The organism is Luteimonas gilva (assembly GCF_005239095.1).
In the GTDB taxonomy this organism is placed as follows: Bacteria; Pseudomonadota; Gammaproteobacteria; order Xanthomonadales; family Xanthomonadaceae; genus Luteimonas_C; species Luteimonas_C gilva.
Map to the genome: position 1 here is coordinate 688,083 of NZ_SZUA01000002.1, position 15,322 is coordinate 703,404.

At 67.8% G+C, this 15,322-nt stretch carries 13 protein-coding genes; 9 read left to right on the top strand and 4 right to left on the bottom strand.

Annotation, left to right across the window (positions count from 1 at the left end; translation table 11 throughout):
- Positions 1-105 precede the first annotated feature (105 nt).
- Positions 106-1,125, bottom strand: coding sequence for an NmrA family NAD(P)-binding protein (locus FCE95_RS11060; RefSeq protein WP_223266861.1), 1,020 nt, complete (start codon positions 1,123-1,125; stop codon positions 106-108).
- Between FCE95_RS11060 and FCE95_RS11065 the strand changes: the two genes are divergently transcribed.
- The 3 genes from FCE95_RS11065 (at position 1,084) to glnE (ending at position 7,534) form a co-directional block, all read left to right on the top strand.
- Positions 1,084-2,697, top strand: a complete 1,614-nt coding sequence (locus tag FCE95_RS11065; RefSeq protein ID WP_137267073.1) for a phytoene desaturase family protein — start codon at positions 1,084-1,086, stop codon at positions 2,695-2,697. The two genes, FCE95_RS11060 and FCE95_RS11065, sit on opposite strands and share 42 nt — an antisense overlap.
- 137 nt (positions 2,698-2,834) lie before the next feature.
- Entirely contained in the window at positions 2,835-4,418 is a 1,584-nt protein-coding gene (locus FCE95_RS11070; protein ID WP_137267074.1) for a flavin monoamine oxidase family protein, read from the top strand.
- A 311-nt stretch (positions 4,419-4,729) separates the two neighbouring features.
- Entirely contained in the window at positions 4,730-7,534 is a 2,805-nt protein-coding gene (glnE, locus tag FCE95_RS11075; protein WP_137267075.1) for a bifunctional [glutamate--ammonia ligase]-adenylyl-L-tyrosine phosphorylase/[glutamate--ammonia-ligase] adenylyltransferase, read from the top strand.
- A gap of 202 nt (positions 7,535-7,736) precedes the next feature.
- Here glnE and FCE95_RS11080 read toward each other — a convergent pair whose 3' ends face one another.
- Entirely contained in the window at positions 7,737-8,690 is a 954-nt protein-coding gene (locus FCE95_RS11080) for a mitochondrial fission ELM1 family protein (protein ID WP_137267576.1), read from the bottom strand.
- Between the two features lie 166 nt (positions 8,691-8,856).
- On the opposite strand from FCE95_RS11080, the gene FCE95_RS11085 reads away from it, so the two are divergent.
- The 6 genes from FCE95_RS11085 (at position 8,857) to FCE95_RS11110 (ending at position 13,808) form a co-directional block, all read left to right on the top strand.
- Entirely contained in the window at positions 8,857-9,459 is a 603-nt protein-coding gene (locus FCE95_RS11085; protein ID WP_137267076.1) for a YceI family protein, read from the top strand.
- A 53-nt stretch (positions 9,460-9,512) separates the two neighbouring features.
- Positions 9,513-10,226: a pirin family protein gene (locus tag FCE95_RS11090; RefSeq protein WP_137267077.1), complete on the top strand. Its 714-nt coding sequence runs from the start codon at positions 9,513-9,515 to the stop codon at positions 10,224-10,226.
- 183 nt (positions 10,227-10,409) lie between these two features.
- Positions 10,410-10,610: a zinc-finger domain-containing protein gene (locus tag FCE95_RS11095; RefSeq protein WP_137267078.1), complete on the top strand. Its 201-nt coding sequence runs from the start codon at positions 10,410-10,412 to the stop codon at positions 10,608-10,610.
- Positions 10,611-10,629: 19 nt separating this feature from the next.
- Positions 10,630-11,748: a glycosyltransferase gene (locus FCE95_RS11100; RefSeq protein ID WP_137267079.1), complete on the top strand. Its 1,119-nt coding sequence runs from the start codon at positions 10,630-10,632 to the stop codon at positions 11,746-11,748.
- Positions 11,749-11,754: 6 nt separating this feature from the next.
- Entirely contained in the window at positions 11,755-13,050 is a 1,296-nt protein-coding gene (locus FCE95_RS11105; RefSeq protein WP_137267080.1) for an O-antigen ligase family protein, read from the top strand.
- Positions 13,047-13,808: a glycosyltransferase family 2 protein gene (locus FCE95_RS11110; protein WP_137267081.1), complete on the top strand. Its 762-nt coding sequence runs from the start codon at positions 13,047-13,049 to the stop codon at positions 13,806-13,808. Before FCE95_RS11105 ends, FCE95_RS11110 begins: the two co-directional genes overlap by 4 nt.
- A gap of 73 nt (positions 13,809-13,881) precedes the next feature.
- Here the strand turns inward: FCE95_RS11110 and FCE95_RS11115 are convergent, their stop codons facing one another.
- Entirely contained in the window at positions 13,882-14,253 is a 372-nt protein-coding gene (locus FCE95_RS11115) for an antitoxin YezG family protein (protein WP_137267082.1), read from the bottom strand.
- A 22-nt stretch (positions 14,254-14,275) separates the two neighbouring features.
- Complete coding sequence (locus tag FCE95_RS11120; protein ID WP_137267083.1) at positions 14,276-15,181, bottom strand: DNA/RNA non-specific endonuclease; 906 nt, start codon at positions 15,179-15,181, stop codon at positions 14,276-14,278.
- Positions 15,182-15,322 lie beyond the last annotated feature (141 nt).

A 15,322-nucleotide genomic window follows, 5' to 3' on the forward strand; every position in this document is an offset into this window, starting at 1 on the left:
CCGTTGCATCGAAAGGCCCGCGCGAGCGGGCCTTTCTTTTACCGGAACGCGGCCCGCGCGATGCCGTCGTTCCGAGCGCGAAGCCTGCGATCCGGCGGGGAGCGGTCAGCCCTCGGCTTCGACCAGCAAGGCGATGTAGTCCCGCAGCGTCACCGCACCTCTCGCCGGCTCGCCGGGCACTTCGAAATCCGAATCGGCGGTCGCGGCGGTCATCCGCGCATAAGAATCCGCCGCTGCAGGCGAAAATCCCAGTTCGCGGAAAGCTTCTTCCCACTGCGTCCGGGGCAAGACCTCCAGAGCGACCGGCCGTCCCAGCGCCTGCTGGAACGCCAGTGCCGCGTCCGCGAAGGAATATCTTTCCGGCCCTTCCGCATAAGTGACGCCGGTGTCGGCGGGAGATTCCTGCAACAACCGCGCGGCGATCTTGCCCAGGTCCTCGGGAGCCGCCATGGGAATCTTCAGGTCGGCGGGATACATCGACGGCAGCCGCCCTCGCTTCGCCTGGCCGAGCATGCCGTCGAAATTGCTGTAGTAGTAAGCCGCGCGGATGCAGTGGGCGGGGATCGGTTGTCGTTCCAGGCCCTGTTCGAATTCGTAAAGAACGTTCAAGTCGCCGCACCGTTCTCCGGGCTGTGCGCCGCCGGTGGATTCGGCGACCACCTTTTCCAAGCCGGAATCCTGCAATGCTTCGAGGATGCAGCGCACCGTTTCGCGTTCCTCGCGATCCGTATCCGTATCGATGGGCGCGGGCGGGTTCAGCAGGAACGCGCGCCGTCCGCGCTTGAAGGCCTGCCGGAGCTGGTCTACGGAGCGGACATCGTCGATCACGCAAGCGTCCGCGCCGCGGCCGCGCCATTCCTCCGCTTTGGCGGCATCGCGGGTAACGACGACGACGGCCTGTTTCTGCGCCAACAGGTTCGACGCGACGGACGAACCGACGTGACCCGTGGCGCCCATGACCACATACATCGCGTACCTCCTCTGTATTCTGCCGCGCCGAAGTAATACAACGCGCCGCCGTTCGCATGCCGTGATTTTTCCGCCAAGAAACCGGAACGCGCCGGGCCGGGCTACACTGCCGCGATGAACGACACCAACGACGTCCTGATCATCGGCGGCGGCCACAACGGCCTGGTCTGCGCGGCTTATCTCGCCGCGGCGGGGCTGAAAGTGAAGGTGCTGGAACGCCGCAACATCGTCGGCGGCGCCGCAGTCACCGAGGAATTCCACCCCGGCTTCCGCAATTCCACCGCCAGCTACACGGTCAGCCTGCTCAATCCGAAGGTGATCCACGATTTGCGCCTGGCCGAGCACGGCCTACGCGTGGTCGAGCGGCCGTACGCGAATTTCCTGCCGTTGCCGGACGGACGTGCGTTCCGCTTGGGCGGCGAACACACCCAGGCCGAAGTGGCGAAGTGGAGCGCTCGCGACGCGCAGCGCTTGCCCGACTACTACGCCATGCTCGACCGCGTCGTCGCGGTGCTGCGCGAACTGATGCAGCGCGCGCCGCCGAACGTCTCGGACCGTTTCGTGCTCGCCGATTGGCTGGCCTCGCTGTCCGCGGCCAAGCAGCTCAAGCATCTGGACATGCGCGGCCGGCGCGACTTGCTGGATTTGTTCACCAAGTCCGCCGGCGAACTGCTCGACCGGTGGTTCGAATCCGAACCGTTGAAGGCGACGCTAGGCTGGGACTCGGTGGTCGGCAATTTCGCCAGTCCGTACACGCCGGGCTCGGCCTACGTGCTGCTGCATCACGTGTTCGGCGAAGTGAACGGCAAATCCGGCGTCTGGGGCCATGCGATCGGCGGCATGGGCGCGATCACCCAAGCCATCGCCAAGGAATGCGCGGCGCGCGGCGTCGAAGTCGAGATCGGTTCGGGCGTGGAGCGCGTGATCGTGGAAGGCGGGCGCGCCGCGGGCGTCGTCCTCGCCGACGGGCGCGAATTGCGCGCGAAGACGGTCGTGTCGAACCTCAATCCGAAGCTGCTCTACCAAAAATTGATTCCGCGCGAGCAGCTCGACGCGAATACGGCCGAGCGCGCCGACCGCTACCGCTGCGGTTCCGGCACGTTCCGCATGAACGTGGCTTTGTCGGAGCTGCCGGATTTCGCCGCCGCGCCCGGCACGCAGCTGCAGCCGCACCATCAAAGCGGCATCCTGATCGGGCCGTCGTTGCGCTATTTCGAGCAAGCCTATTTCGATGCCAAATCGAAAGAACACAATGCCGGCTGGTCGCGCGCGCCGATCGTGGAGGTAGTGATTTCGTCCACGTTGGACGACACGCTCGCGCCGCCGGGCCAGCACGTCGCCAGCCTGTTCTGCCAGCATGTGCATCCGGACGTGGACGGCGGTTGGGACGCGCATCGCGACACCGTCGCGAATTTGATGATCGACACCGTCGACGCCTACGCGCCGAATTTCCGCCGCAGCGTGCTCGGCTACCGCGCGCTGTCGCCGCTGGATCTGGAGCGCGAGTTCGGCCTGGTCGGCGGCGACATCTTCCACGGCTCGCTGGGCCTGGACCAAGTGTTCAGCGCGCGGCCCTGGCTGGGGCAGGGCAATTACCGCGGCGCCTTGCGCGATCTGTATTTGTGCGGATCGGGGACGCATCCCGGCGGCGGCGTGACCGGCTTGCCGGGGCGCAACGCCGCACGCGAAATCCTGCGCGACCTGAAGCGCGGCCCGCGGCCGGATTGAGGCCGGAACGGCGTTCGCTTTCCTGTGGGAGCGGCTTCAGCCGCGAGCTCTTCGATCAGTCTGCTGTGATCTGAAGAAAGAGCTCGCGGCTGAAGCCGCTACCACAAAAAGCGAAATACGCCTCGCAGGGAGGGAAAATGGGCCGCACGCCGCTGTTCGACCTGCTGCAACGCGCCGCTCGCATCGCGCGCGCTTCGCTGCACGACTCCGCACCGCTGGACGAATTTTACGAACAGGGCCGCGAATTGCGTTTCGACCGCTCGCGGCGCCGCTTCATGCAAGGCGCGGGCGCGGGCCTGCTGTTGAGCGGATGCGCATCGATGCCGAAACCGGCGACGCCTTCCGGCGACGAAATCGTCATCGTCGGCGCCGGCATCGCCGGCCTGACCGCGGCGTACCGCTTGCGCCAGGCCGGGGCGAGGGTGCGCGTGTACGAGGCGCAGAACCGCGTCGGCGGACGCATGCTCAGCTTGCGCAATCATTTTCCCGATGGCCAAGTGATCGAGCTCGGCGGCGAGCTGATCGACACCGATCATGTCCGCATCCGCGCCTTGGCGGCCGAACTCGGCTTGCCGTTGGACGATCTGCTCGACGGCGATAGCGGCCACGACACCTGGTTCTTCGACGGCCGTGCGATCTCCGAACAAGAGGTCGTGCGCGAATTCGTGCCGCTGGCCGCCGCGATCGAACGCGATTTGGCGACGCTGGGCGACGGCGATATCACCTACGCCGATCCGCAGAACGCGCAGGCGCTGGATGCGCTGTCGATCGCGCAATGGCTCGACAAACATGGCGCGCGCGGCTGGCTGCGCAAATTGATTGACGTCGCCTACACCACCGAGATGGGGCTGGAGATCGACCAGCAATCCGCGCTGAATTTCCTCACCTTCATCGGCACCGAAGACAAGCAAAGATTCGCCGTATTCGGCGCCAGCGACGAGCGCTTCCACGTCCGTGGCGGCAACGATTCGATCCCGCGCGCGCTGGCCGGCAAGGTGTCGGACGCGATCGAGACCGGCAGCGTGCTCGAAGCGGTGCGCGGCGACGCGTCCGGCTACACGCTCACCTTCCGCCGCGACGGCGCCACCCGCGACGTGCGCGCCAAGCAGGCGATCCTGGCCTTGCCGTTCACGTTGTTGCGCACAGTGCGCATCGATGCCGAACTGCCCGCGGCCAAGCGCCGCGCCATCGACCGCTTGGCCTACGGCACCAACGCCAAGCTGATGATCGGCTACGGCAAACGGGTTTGGCGCGAACGCGGCGCGAACGGGGCGTCGATGAGCGACCTGCCGTTCCAGACCACCTGGGAAACTTCGCGCAAGCAGGCCGGCGAAGGCGGCGTGCTGACGAACTTCACCGGCGGCCGGCACGGCGTCGAACTCGGCCAGGGCACGCCCCAGCACCAAGCGGACTTGGCGACGGCGGCCATCGAAAAAATGTTCCCCGGCGCGAGCGCGGCGCGCGCGGGCGCACGCGAGGCGCGCTTCCACTGGCCCTCGCATCCCTGGACCCTGGGCAGCTACGCCTGTTTCCGCCCCGGCGACTGGACCGGATTGCGCGGGGCGATGGGCGAATCCGTCGGCGGCCTGCACTTCGCGGGCGAACATTGCGCCCTGGACACGCAGGGATTCATGGAGGGCGGCTGCGAATCCGGAGAGACCGCGGCGCAGGCGGCGCTGGCTTATTCCGGCAAGAAAGCGGTTACACGCCGCGCGGCCTGAGGCCATTTTTCCTGAACCGATCAGTTCTTTTTTGCACTGCAGCGTGCAAGGGCAATAACGATTCCTTCACGATGCGTCCGCACCCGACGTGGGGGAGGGAGCAAAAGCCCGTAGCGGTTCGCCGCTCCGGGCTTTTTTTTATGCTCCTTCGAATCCGCGGCAGGAACGGGCTTTTGTAGGAGCGGCTTTAGCCGCGAGCTCTTTCCTTCAAATCGCGACATCGCGGAGATTTTGAGAAAAAAGCTCGCGGCTAAAGCTCCTACGAAAAGCAACAGCAGCGACTGATCGCGGCCGCATGACACAATCGCGCGGTGCCGTCCGCCGAACCCGCCCTCGACGCCCTCGCCGATCGCGCGCTCGCGCAGCTGCGCGCGGTTGCGCCCGCGCTGTCCTGGTCCGACGGGCTGATCGGCCGATGCCGCCAAGTGGCGATCGTCAGCGACTTCGCGATCGCTACCTTGATCAAACAACCCGACTTGTTGGCGCGATGGGCCGATGACGACGGCGCGACACCGGCGCCCGCGCCGCAGCTGCGCGCGGACAACCGCAGCGACTGGCCCGCGCTGCTGCGGCGCTACCGCACCGCCGAATCGGCGCGCCTGGTCTGGCGCGATGCGCTGGGCCTGGACGACGTCGCCGGCACGCTCGCCGGCACCACGCATTTGGCCGAATCCTGCCTGCGGACGGCGCTGACCGCGCTGGAAGAGGAGTTCGCGCAACGCTACGGCCGAGTCCGCTCGGCCGACGGCGCGATCCAAGGCTTGGTGGTGTTCGGGTTGGGCAAGCTCGGCGGCGGCGAGCTGAATTTCAGTTCCGACGTCGATCTGGTCTACGCCTATCCCGAAAACGGCGAGAGTCGATCCGATCAGGATCGGGGCGCGCGTTCGCTGCACGCCGAAGACTATTTCGCGCGGCTCGGCCAGCAGTTGGCCAAGCTGCTCGACGAGACCACGGTCGACGGCTTCAGCCATCGCGTCGATCTGCGCCTGCGCCCGTTCGGCAACGCGGGCCGGGTGGCGTTGTCGTTCGCGGCAATGGAGCAATACTTCCAGCGCGAAGGCCGCGATTGGGAGCGCTACGCTTGGCTCAAGGCGCGGCCTGTGGCCGGCGATATCGACGCGGGCGAACGTTTTCTGTCGGGCCTGCGGCCTTTCGTCTACCGCCGCTATCTGGATTACGGAGCGCTGGCGGGTTTGCGCGAAATGAAGGCGGCCATCGCCGCGGAAGTCGCGCGCAAGGAACTGGCCGACGACATCAAGCGCGGTCCTGGCGGCATCCGCGAAATCGAATTCCTGGCGCAGGCGCTGCAGTTGATCCGCGGCGGCCGCGAACCCGAGCTGCAGCAGCGGCGCCTGCTGCCCGCGCTGCAGGCGCTGGTGGCGGCGCGGCAGATCGCGCCGGCGGTCGGCGATGCGCTCGCCGACGCCTATCTTTTCTTGCGCCGGCTCGAGAACCGGTTGCAGATGCTGCGCGATGCGCAGACCCACGCATTGCCGGAAGACGGGACGGATCGCCTGCGCATCGCCGCGGGTCTCGGCTATTCCGATTGGTCCGAATTGCGCGCCCAACTCGATCCGCACCGCGAACGCGTCGCCGCCGAATTCGAAGCCCTGCTGGCGACTCGGCGCGTCGCCGCCGAACCGAGCGCTTTGGCCGCCTATTGGCGCGCCCTGCCCGACGAGGGCGACGGCGCGGCGCTGGCCGAGGCCGGCTTCGGCGATGCGGTTTCGCTGGACGGGCAATTGCGCGATTTCGCGCGCGCGCCGGGCGTGCGCGATCTGCCGGACGCGGCGCGAGCGCGCCTGGACCGCGTGGTGCCGGCGCTGCTGCAGGCCGCGGCGCGCTCGCGCCAGCCCGATGCCGCGTTGCGGCGGGTGCTGGCGCTGCTGCAGAACGTCTTGCGCCGCAGCAGTTATCTCGCTTTGCTCGACGAACAGCCGGATGCCTTGCGTCGCCTGGTCGATGCGGTATCGCGCAGCGCCTTGCTCGCTGAACGCGTGGCCGCCTATCCGCTGTTGCTGGACGAACTGCTCGACGCGCGCGCCGCCGGTCCGCTGCCGCAGCGCGAAGGCTTGCGCGCCGAATGCGAAGCGGCGGTCGTCGCGGCCGGCGACGACACCGAAGCGGCGCTGCAGACGCTCAACGAAAAACGCCACGCACTCAGCTTCCGGATCGCGCTGGCCGCGCTCGATGCGCGCCAGCCGGCCAGCGACAGCGCGCGGCAACTGGCGTGGCTGGCCGATGCGGCAATCGCGATCGCGCTGCGCCTGGCCGTCGCCGAAACCGCCGTCGCGCATGGCGCGGTGGCCGGCGCGCGCTTCGCCGTGCTCGGCTACGGCAGCCTGGGCGGCGAAGAGCTCGGTTTCGGTTCCGACTTGGACCTGGTGTTCTTGTACGACGCGCCGTCGGACGCGGCATCGGACGGCGCGCGGCCGTTGGATGCGCCGCGCTATTACGCGCGCTTGGCGCAAAAGCTGGTCGCCTTGCTCGGCGCGCCGACCGCGGCCGGCAAGCTCTACGAAGTCGACGTGCGGTTGCGTCCGGACGGCGCCAAGGGTTTGCTGGTGTCGAGCTTGGCCAGCTTCGCCGACTACCAGCGCGAACGCGCCTGGACCTGGGAACACCAGGCCCTGGTCCGCGCCCGCGGCGTCGCCGGCGACGCGTCGTTGATCGCCGATTTCGAAAGCGTGCGCGCCGAAACCTTGTCGCGCGCGCGCGATCCGCAAAAACTGCGCGACGATGTCGCCGCGATGCGCGCCAAGATGCGGGCCGAACTCGACCGCTCCGACGCCGCGCATTTCGACTTGAAGCAGGGCGAGGGCGGCCTGGTCGACCTGGAATTCCTGCTGCAATACTTGGTGCTGCGCGATTCCGCGAAGCATCCGGCGCTGTCGGCGCCGCGCGATACGACGGGGTTGATCCGCGCCGCGCGCGATACGGCGATTGTCGATGCGACGGTTGCCGATGCCTTGGTCGAAGCGCATGCCGGATTGCTGGCCTTGGGGCTGGCTTGCACGTTGGACCGTCGTTCGCGGCGCGTATCCGAGGACACGGAAGTATCGGCCATGCGCGGCGCGGTTCGTGAAGCGTGGAGGATTTTCGGTTTGCAGGCTTGAGTTGAGTGGTTATTCGCAGGGGACGCACTCACCCAACCCTCTCCCGCAAGCGGGAGAGGGCTAAAGCAGATCGCTGCGGTTTGAACCCTCTCCCGTTTTGCGGGAGAGGGTCGGGTGAGGGCGCGGGGACGTTAACGTCCCGACATGCAGCCGTAATCCGGCGCTCTCGACTCGGGCTCAAGAGTCGTTCGTTGCTTGCGGGTCACTTCCACCCTAGTCTTGCGCGCAATTCGTCGGCGACCCGCGCAGTCTCTCGCAAAGGTTCTGCGGCGAACGGCGCCAACTCGGCGTCCATCGCGCGGATGCGCCCGCGCTGCAGCAGGGCATCCAGAAAACGCCGCGGACGCCCCGTGACCCGCGCCGGATCGAACACGAACACCGGCGCCGACGTCGCGCAGGCTTCGGAAATCATGTTCACCGAATCGGGCGAACACACGATGCGGTCGGCCCAGGCCAGCAGCCCGGGATAAGGGTTCTCGCCGTCGTCCGGTCCGCGCCAGACCACGCCCGGCGTTTCGTCGTAGCGATGGCGCAAGGCCGCGCGCAGTTCGGCCGGCGTGCGCCGCGAGGTCGTGATCAGCACGCTGCCGCCGTCGCGGGCTAACGCCGCTTCCAGCTTGGATGCGAGCACTTCGAACGCCATCGCGCCGAAACGCGCGTGCGCGCTGTCGCCGCCGAGCAGCAGGGCGGTGCGCGGGCGCGGTAGTTCGGCGAAAGCGGCGAAACGGTCGCGGGCTTGCGCCAGCCAAGCGTCGTCGACCGGATTCAAGCTGCCGAGCAGCGTGATGACGTTCGCGCCGCGCAGGCCGTCGTGTTCCGGGGCGATCACCAGATCCCAATGCGCCGGATCCAAGCGCGGATCGAGGATCTGCACCGCCTTCGCGCCGCGCTCGCGCAGCAGGCGCGTGGCCAGTGCCGCCTGGCGTCCGCAGCCGATCGCCAGCGCGGGCGCGGAAGCGTTCGCGAATGCGTCTCCGAAGGCCTGCGCCGAGCCCGGCCAGCGCCGCGGTGCGACCCAACGCCAGGGCGCTCGCGTCCGCAGCGCATGCTCTTGGACCGGGCCGCGATCGATCGCCGCCGCCAAGGCCAGGGCCTGTCGGCGGTTGCCGGCATGGCCATCGCTAATGGCCCAGATTTGGCCGGAATGCTGGGCAATCGCCGGGTTTGGTTCCACGTATGCGACTAATCCGTTCCGGTGGCGTGGCTATCGCTTAACCGAACGAACTCTACACTGCAGGCCCTCGCCGCACGCTTGCGGCGGCGAGAACCCTATCCACCCAGCGCTGCCTCACTGTGGCGCATCCCATTGTCTGGAGAAAAAGATGAGACGCCTGGTTCTTGCCGCTGCTCTGGTATTCGCCGCCGGTTCCGCCTTCGCCGCGCCGGTGACCTACAAGCTCGATCCCAACCACACCGTGGTGCTGGCCAGTTGGAGCCACTTCGGCTTCTCCCACCCGGCCGCCAATTTCGGCCAGGTCGACGGCACCTTGGTCTACGACGACAAGAACGTCGGCGCTTCCAGCGTGCAAGTCACCCTGCCGCTGGCCGGCCTCAACAGCTTCGTGCCCGATTTCGACGAGCATCTGCGCAGCGCCGATTTCTTCGACGCCGAAAAATATCCCAACGCCACCTTCAAGAGCACCAAGGTCGAAGCCGCGGGCGCGGGCAAGCTGAAAGTCACCGGCAACCTGACCATCAAGGACCAGACCAAGCCGGTGGTGCTGGACGTGACCTTGAACAAGGCCGCCGAGCATCCGATGGGCAAGCGCGCCGCGATCGGTTTCGACGCCACCGCCAAGCTCAAGCGCAGCGAATTCGGCGTGGGCAAGTTCGCGCCGAACGTGAGCGACGAAGTCGAGCTCCGGATCACCACCGAAGCGATGGTGCCCAAGGCCGACGCCGCCGCGAAGCCGGCCAAGAAGTAATCCATCGGCCGCCGCGCCTCCGCGGCGCGGCGGCATTTTCGCGGTAAAAACATATGCGCATTCTGCGTTCCGCCGACGAGCGTGGGCGCGTCGACGCCGGTTGGCTCGACAGCCGCCACACCTTCTCGTTCGGCCACTTCCACGATCCGGCCTGGATGGGCTTCGGTCCGCTGCGCGTGATCAACGAAGACCGGGTCGCGCCGCGCGGCGGTTTTCCGCCGCACCGGCACGCCAACATGGAAATCCTCAGCTATGTGCTGTCCGGCGCGTTGGCGCACCGCGACAGTTTGTCCGACGCCGGCGGCGTGCTGCGGCCGGGCGAGCTGCAGTGGATGAGCGCTGGCCGCGGCATCGAACACAGCGAGTTCAACGCCTCGGACAGCGAGCCGGTGCATTTCCTGCAGATCTGGATCCAGCCCGATCGCTCCAACACGCCGCCGGACTACGCGCAGCGCGCTTTCGATCCGCAGGCGCGGCGCGGACGCTGGGGTTTGCTGGCTTCGCCGGACGGCGCCGAAGGCAGTTTGGCGATCCGCCAGCAGGCCTGGCTGCGCGGCGCTTTGCTCGAAGCCGGAGAAACCGTGGAATGGTCGCCGAAACAGGATCGGCGCTACTGGGTGCACGTGGCCCGCGGCGAGATCGAAATCGACGGCCAGCGCTTGTCCGCGGGCGACGCGCTGGGCCTGGCCCAGGAAGAGGACGAATTGCGCATCGTCGGCGCGGGCGAGGGCGTCGCGGACGTGCTGCTGTTCGATCTGCCCGGTTGACTGTTCTTTGTAGGAGCGGCTTTAGCCGCGAGCTCTTTCTCTCAAAATCGCTGCGATGTCGCGATTTGTAGGTAAAAGCTCGCGGCTGAAGCCGCTCCTACAAAAGCCCCGGCTCGGATCGTTTCCGGCGGGCGTGGCCGGCGCGCTAAACTAGCGGCTTCGCTCAACCCGGCCCGCCGCGCCATGTCCCAGACCCCCACCGCCAGCTCGCCCGCCAACGCTCAGAAGCGTTACGAGGTGCATCGCGCCGATCTGCCGTTGAGCTGCCCGCTGCCGTCGATGGCTTTGTGGAATTCGCATCCGCGCGTCTATCTGGCGATCGAGGACGAGGGCGGCGAATCGCAGTGCCCGTACTGCGGCGCGCATTTCGTGCTGGTGGACTGAGCGAGGCCGCCGCGACGGCATGGGCCGCGCGCTGACCGTCGTGCAATTGCTGCCCGCGCTGGAGTCGGGCGGCGTGGAGCGTTCCACCCTCGAGATCGCCGACGCGCTGGTGCGCGCCGGCCATCGCGCCATCGTCGTCTCCGCCGGAGGACGCTTGTTGCCCGCATTGCGCGCGACCGGCGCCGAACATATCGAACTGGACATCGGCCGCAAATCGGTCTGGACGCTGCGCCATGCGCGAGCGCTGCGCGGCGTGTTCGCCGATGCGGGCGCGGACATCGTCCACGCGCGTTCCCGGGTGCCTGCGTGGATCGGCTGGCGCGCGCTGCGCGGCATATCGGCCGAGCGTTGGCCGCATTTCGTCACGACCGTGCACGGCTTGAATTCGCCCTCGCGCTACAGCGCGATCATGACCCGCGGCGAACGCATAATTTGCGTTTCCGGCACGGTGCGCGAATACGTGCTGGAGCATTATCCGGACACCGATCCGGCCAAGCTGCGAATAATTCCGCGCGGCATCGACGCCGCGCAGTTCCCGCGCGCGCCTTGGCCCGATCGCGCCGCGCGCGCCGAGGCCGCGGCGCAGTATCCGCCATTGGACGGCGATGGACCGCTATTGCTGTTGCCCGGCCGCGGCACGCGCCTGAAAGGCCATGCGGATGCGCTGGCGCTGCTGCAAACGCTGCGCGCGAACGGCCTGGACGCGCGTTTGTGGATGCCGGGCGCGCGCGAACCGGGGCGCGCGCGTTACGTCGCCGAACTGGAAGCCGAAGCCGCGCGACGCGGCGTCGCGCACGCGCTCGCGATCACGCCGCCGACCGGCGCCATCGCGCAAGCCTATGCGGCCGCCGATCTGGTCCTGCAGTTGTCGCGCAAACCCGAAGCCTTCGGCCGCACCGTGCTGGAAGCGCTCTCGGTAGGCCGCCCGGTGCTGGGCTGGGCGCACGGCGGCGTCGGCGAGCTGCTGCGGGAATTGCAGCCGCAAGGCGCGGCGCCGCCGTTCGACGCCGCCGCGTTGGCCGCCGCCGCATCGGCCTTGCTCGCGCAATCCGTGCCGCCAGCCGTTACGATGTCGGCCTACACCTTGCAGGCCATGCAGGCCGCCACGCTGGCCTGTTATGAAGAACTCGCCGATTAGGGCCCGATGAGCGAATCGCTGGATAAAGCACCCGGCTGGCGCTGGGCACCGGCTTGGGTGCTGGCGTTCGTCGCCTTGTGGCCCGCGCCGGGCTATGCCGAAGGCGTCATGGTGCTCGGCGCGCTGGCCGCGATCGTGCGCTTGCTGCTGGCCCGTTTCCGCGGCACCGCCGCTTTGCTCAGCGGTCCGACCTGGGCGCTGACCAGCGTGCTGTTCTTCGCCTATTGGATGCCGGAAGTGGTGTCCGCCGTCGACGCGATCGACCAAGGCCGCGCGCTGCGCGAATCGCTGGTCGATCTGCGCTATCTGCCGTTCTTGTGGCTGGCCGCGGCGGCGGTGGGCGACCCGCGCGGCCGCAGGATCACCTTCGGCGGCTTGGCGATCATTCTGGCCGTGTGGACCGCCGATGCGCTGCTGCAGGCCGTGTTCGGCACCAGCCCGTTGTTCTGGGGCATCGATGCGATCAAGCGCGCGGTGAGCGGCCATCCGATGTGCGCGCCCGAAGCGGTGGCGTCGGTGGACCGGCTCAGCGGCGTGCTGGGTCCTTGCAACTTGAAACTCGGCATCGTCCTGGCCAGCTTGTCGCCGTTCCTGTTGTACGCGGCCGGCAAGCGTTTCGCCTTCGCCGGTTGGCTGGTCGCGGCGGCGGCGGTGGGCGTCGTGGTGCTGCTGGCCGGCGCGCGCGCGTCGTGGATCACCTACGGTCTGGTGCTGGTGTTCTCGGGTTGGCGCTTGTTCGGTTGGAAGAAATTGCTGACGGTGTTCGCGTTCGGCGCGATCGCCTTGGCCGCGCTCACCGTCGCTTCGCCGCAGGTGCGCGAGCGCATCGAGCGCACCACCCATGCTTTGGCCGAGGAAGACGGCGGCGTCGACGCCGCGCTCTCGGGACGCGGCAGGATATGGAAAGCCGCTACCTGCATGGTGCTGGAGCATCCGGTCAACGGCGTCGGCGCGCGCGGCTTCCGCGAAGCTTTCCCCGGCTGCGATCCGCACGCCGAACATCCGCCGGCGTGGGGCGTGGGCCCGGCTTTGCATGCGCACCAGATCGTGCTGGAGATCCTCAGCGAAACCGGCTTCATCGGCCTGCTGCTATGGCTCGCCGGAGCGGCCATGGCGTGGCACGCCTGGCGCTACGCCGATGCGCCTTCGCGCGAACGCGCACGGCCGGCGATGCTGGCCTTGTGCGTCACCGTGTTCCCGCTCAATACGCACTTGGCGTTCTATTCGACGTTCTGGGGCGGACTCACCTTGCTGCTGGCGGCGTTGTATGCCGGCAGCCTGCTGGCGCGCGGCGACCGATGAACTCGCCCGCACCGCGTGCGGCCTTGTCGGCGGTGGTGACCACGTTCGACAACGCGGCCACGCTCGAGCGGTGCTTGGCGAGCCTGGCGTTCTGCGACGAGATCGTGGTGCTGGATTCGGATTCCACCGACGCCACGCGCGAGATCGCGCAGCGCCACGGCGCGCGGGTCGATGTCGAACCGTTCAAGGGCTACGGCCCGCAGAAGCAATCGGCGATCGACCGCGCCCGGCACGACTGGGTGCTGCTGCTCGACGCCGACGAGCATCTGAGCGAGGCCGGCCGCGCAGCGATCGAGCGCGAACTGCGCGCGCCGCGCGCCGACGGCTATCGCCTGCCGCGGCAGGAATGGCTGTTCTGGCGCTGGCCGCATCCGCTCACCCGCCCGAATTGGCAGCTGCGCCTGTTCCGGCGTTCGCGCGGACGCATGAACGCGGTACCGGTGCACGCCGCGCCGGAAATCGACGGCGAGCCGGTCGATCTGAACGCGCCGTTCCTGCATTACGGCGAACCGCGATTGCAGGACCGGGTCGACAAGGTCAACCGTTATTCTTCGGGCCTGCTGGAACGCAAGCGCCGCCCGGCGCTGCTAGGCATGCGCCTGTTGCTGTATCCGCCGTTCGCCTTCGCCAAGCTGTATTTCGGCAAGCGCTATTTCCTCAACGGCTGGGCCGGATATTTCGCGGCGAAAACGCAGGCGTTCTACGCGTTCCTCAAGTACGCGAAGATCCTTGAGTCGCAGCGCAAAGGCGATTTGTAGCCCGGGTGGAGCGAAGGCGATACCCGGGGATGAGTCGCGGCGTGTTCCCGGGTATCGCTTCGCTCCACCCGGGCTACGGCCGGGCGCGCTCGGCGACATCGGCGGCGGTAGCGGGCGTCACATGCCAACGCTCCGCTTCGTCGTAGACGAAATCGGCGGTGGCTTTGCCGGTGCCGCGGTCGATCCTGAGAACGCAGGCGCGCCACGGTTCTTCGCCGTCGATGCGGGTCGCCTCGCGCAATGCGTCGATGCGGTCTTCCAACTCGAACGCTTCGGGCGTCGCCGGTTCGCCGGGCGAGCCGGCGCGATAGCGGAAGCCGTTCAACTGCGACACGCTGCCGTCGTAATAGGCGATCAGCGCGTAGCCGTCCCAAAGCTGCGCCGAAGCCTTGCGGTCGACGGCGATCAGGCGGCCGATTTCGACGATCAACTCGTCTCGGGTCATGCGCGGCGATGCTCCGGCGCGATCAGTAGTTCGCCATGTCCGCGCGCGGCACGCGCTCGTAATGCTGCCCGGCTTCGTTGCGGAACGTGACGCGCTGATCGTACACGACCTGACCGGTGGCCGGATCGGTCACTTCGTAAGCCACGCGTACGCGGTTCGGACGATCCTGGCCCTTGGGCGTCAGCTCGACCACGATGCGCACGTCCTTGCCGCTGTCGATCCAGTCGGCCCATTCGTTCTCCAGCGTCTTGTAGGCGCTGACGTTGAAATTGCCGTTCTGCGGGAACAGGTTCTTCAGGCCCTGGTCCTTGACGAAGCGATGGCCGATCAGATGGCCGCCTTGGTCGCCTTCGATGCCGCGGTCGGCGGCTTCGCGCTGCGCGTCGGTTTCCTCGCTGCTGCGGTCGATGCCGTCGAACACTTCGCTCAGGTTCGCTTCGGCGCGGATCGGCCGGCCTTGGCTGTCGTTGGTCCAGGTGACGGTGTTGTCGCCGATCCGGGCCGTGGTTTGCGTGGTTTCGACGCGCGCCGGGAAGATCTGCGATAACGCGCCGAACGGGACGAGCGGTTCGGGCCGATGCGCAGCCGGCGAAGCGCCGATGGGATTCGCGTCGACAGGATGCGGGCTGCGGTCCAGCGCATCGCCTAGGCGCAGGCGTTGCGCTTGCGTATCCAGCGGCGCGGGCGCTTGCGCGAGGGCGGCGTCGAGATCGGCCAACGCGCGCGTGCCGGGCTCGCTGCGCGCGAGTTCCAGCAATTGCCCGTCGCTCAAGCTTTGCGCGGCGTCGAGCGCGGTTTGCGGGCGCTCGGTCAGCGGCGCCTCGCGCAACGCGCGCTGCAGGCTTTCGGGATCGGCCGGGGATGCGGACTTCTGCGCCGTTTGCGCCAGATCGCGTTGCGGTTCGCCGATGCGTACGGGATCGAGCATGCCGCCAACTCCGCCGTCGATCCTATAATTTTGCGGGCGCGGCGGCGCGGCGATAACCAGGGGAAACCCTAGGCCGATATTCTTTTTTGTGGGAGCGGCTTTAGCCGCGAGCTTTTACGCCCACGCTGCTGCGACCTGGAG

Excerpts from the sequence above, each read along its gene's own strand:
- FCE95_RS11095 (WP_137267078.1), top strand. The coding sequence starts at position 10,410 with ATGTCCCAGACCCCCACCGCCAGCTCGCCCGCCAACGCTCAGAAGCGT.
- FCE95_RS11110 (WP_137267081.1), top strand. The coding sequence starts at position 13,047 with ATGAACTCGCCCGCACCGCGTGCGGCCTTGTCGGCGGTGGTGACCACG.
- FCE95_RS11090 (WP_137267077.1), top strand. The coding sequence starts at position 9,513 with ATGCGCATTCTGCGTTCCGCCGACGAGCGTGGGCGCGTCGACGCCGGT.
- FCE95_RS11065 (WP_137267073.1), top strand. The coding sequence starts at position 1,084 with ATGAACGACACCAACGACGTCCTGATCATCGGCGGCGGCCACAACGGC.
- FCE95_RS11105 (WP_137267080.1), top strand. The coding sequence starts at position 11,755 with ATGAGCGAATCGCTGGATAAAGCACCCGGCTGGCGCTGGGCACCGGCT.
- FCE95_RS11120 (WP_137267083.1), bottom strand. The coding sequence starts at position 15,181 with ATGCTCGATCCCGTACGCATCGGCGAACCGCAACGCGATCTGGCGCAA.
- FCE95_RS11085 (WP_137267076.1), top strand. The coding sequence starts at position 8,857 with ATGAGACGCCTGGTTCTTGCCGCTGCTCTGGTATTCGCCGCCGGTTCC.
- FCE95_RS11100 (WP_137267079.1), top strand. The coding sequence starts at position 10,630 with ATGGGCCGCGCGCTGACCGTCGTGCAATTGCTGCCCGCGCTGGAGTCG.
- FCE95_RS11115 (WP_137267082.1), bottom strand. The coding sequence starts at position 14,253 with ATGACCCGAGACGAGTTGATCGTCGAAATCGGCCGCCTGATCGCCGTC.
- FCE95_RS11070 (WP_137267074.1), top strand. The coding sequence starts at position 2,835 with ATGGGCCGCACGCCGCTGTTCGACCTGCTGCAACGCGCCGCTCGCATC.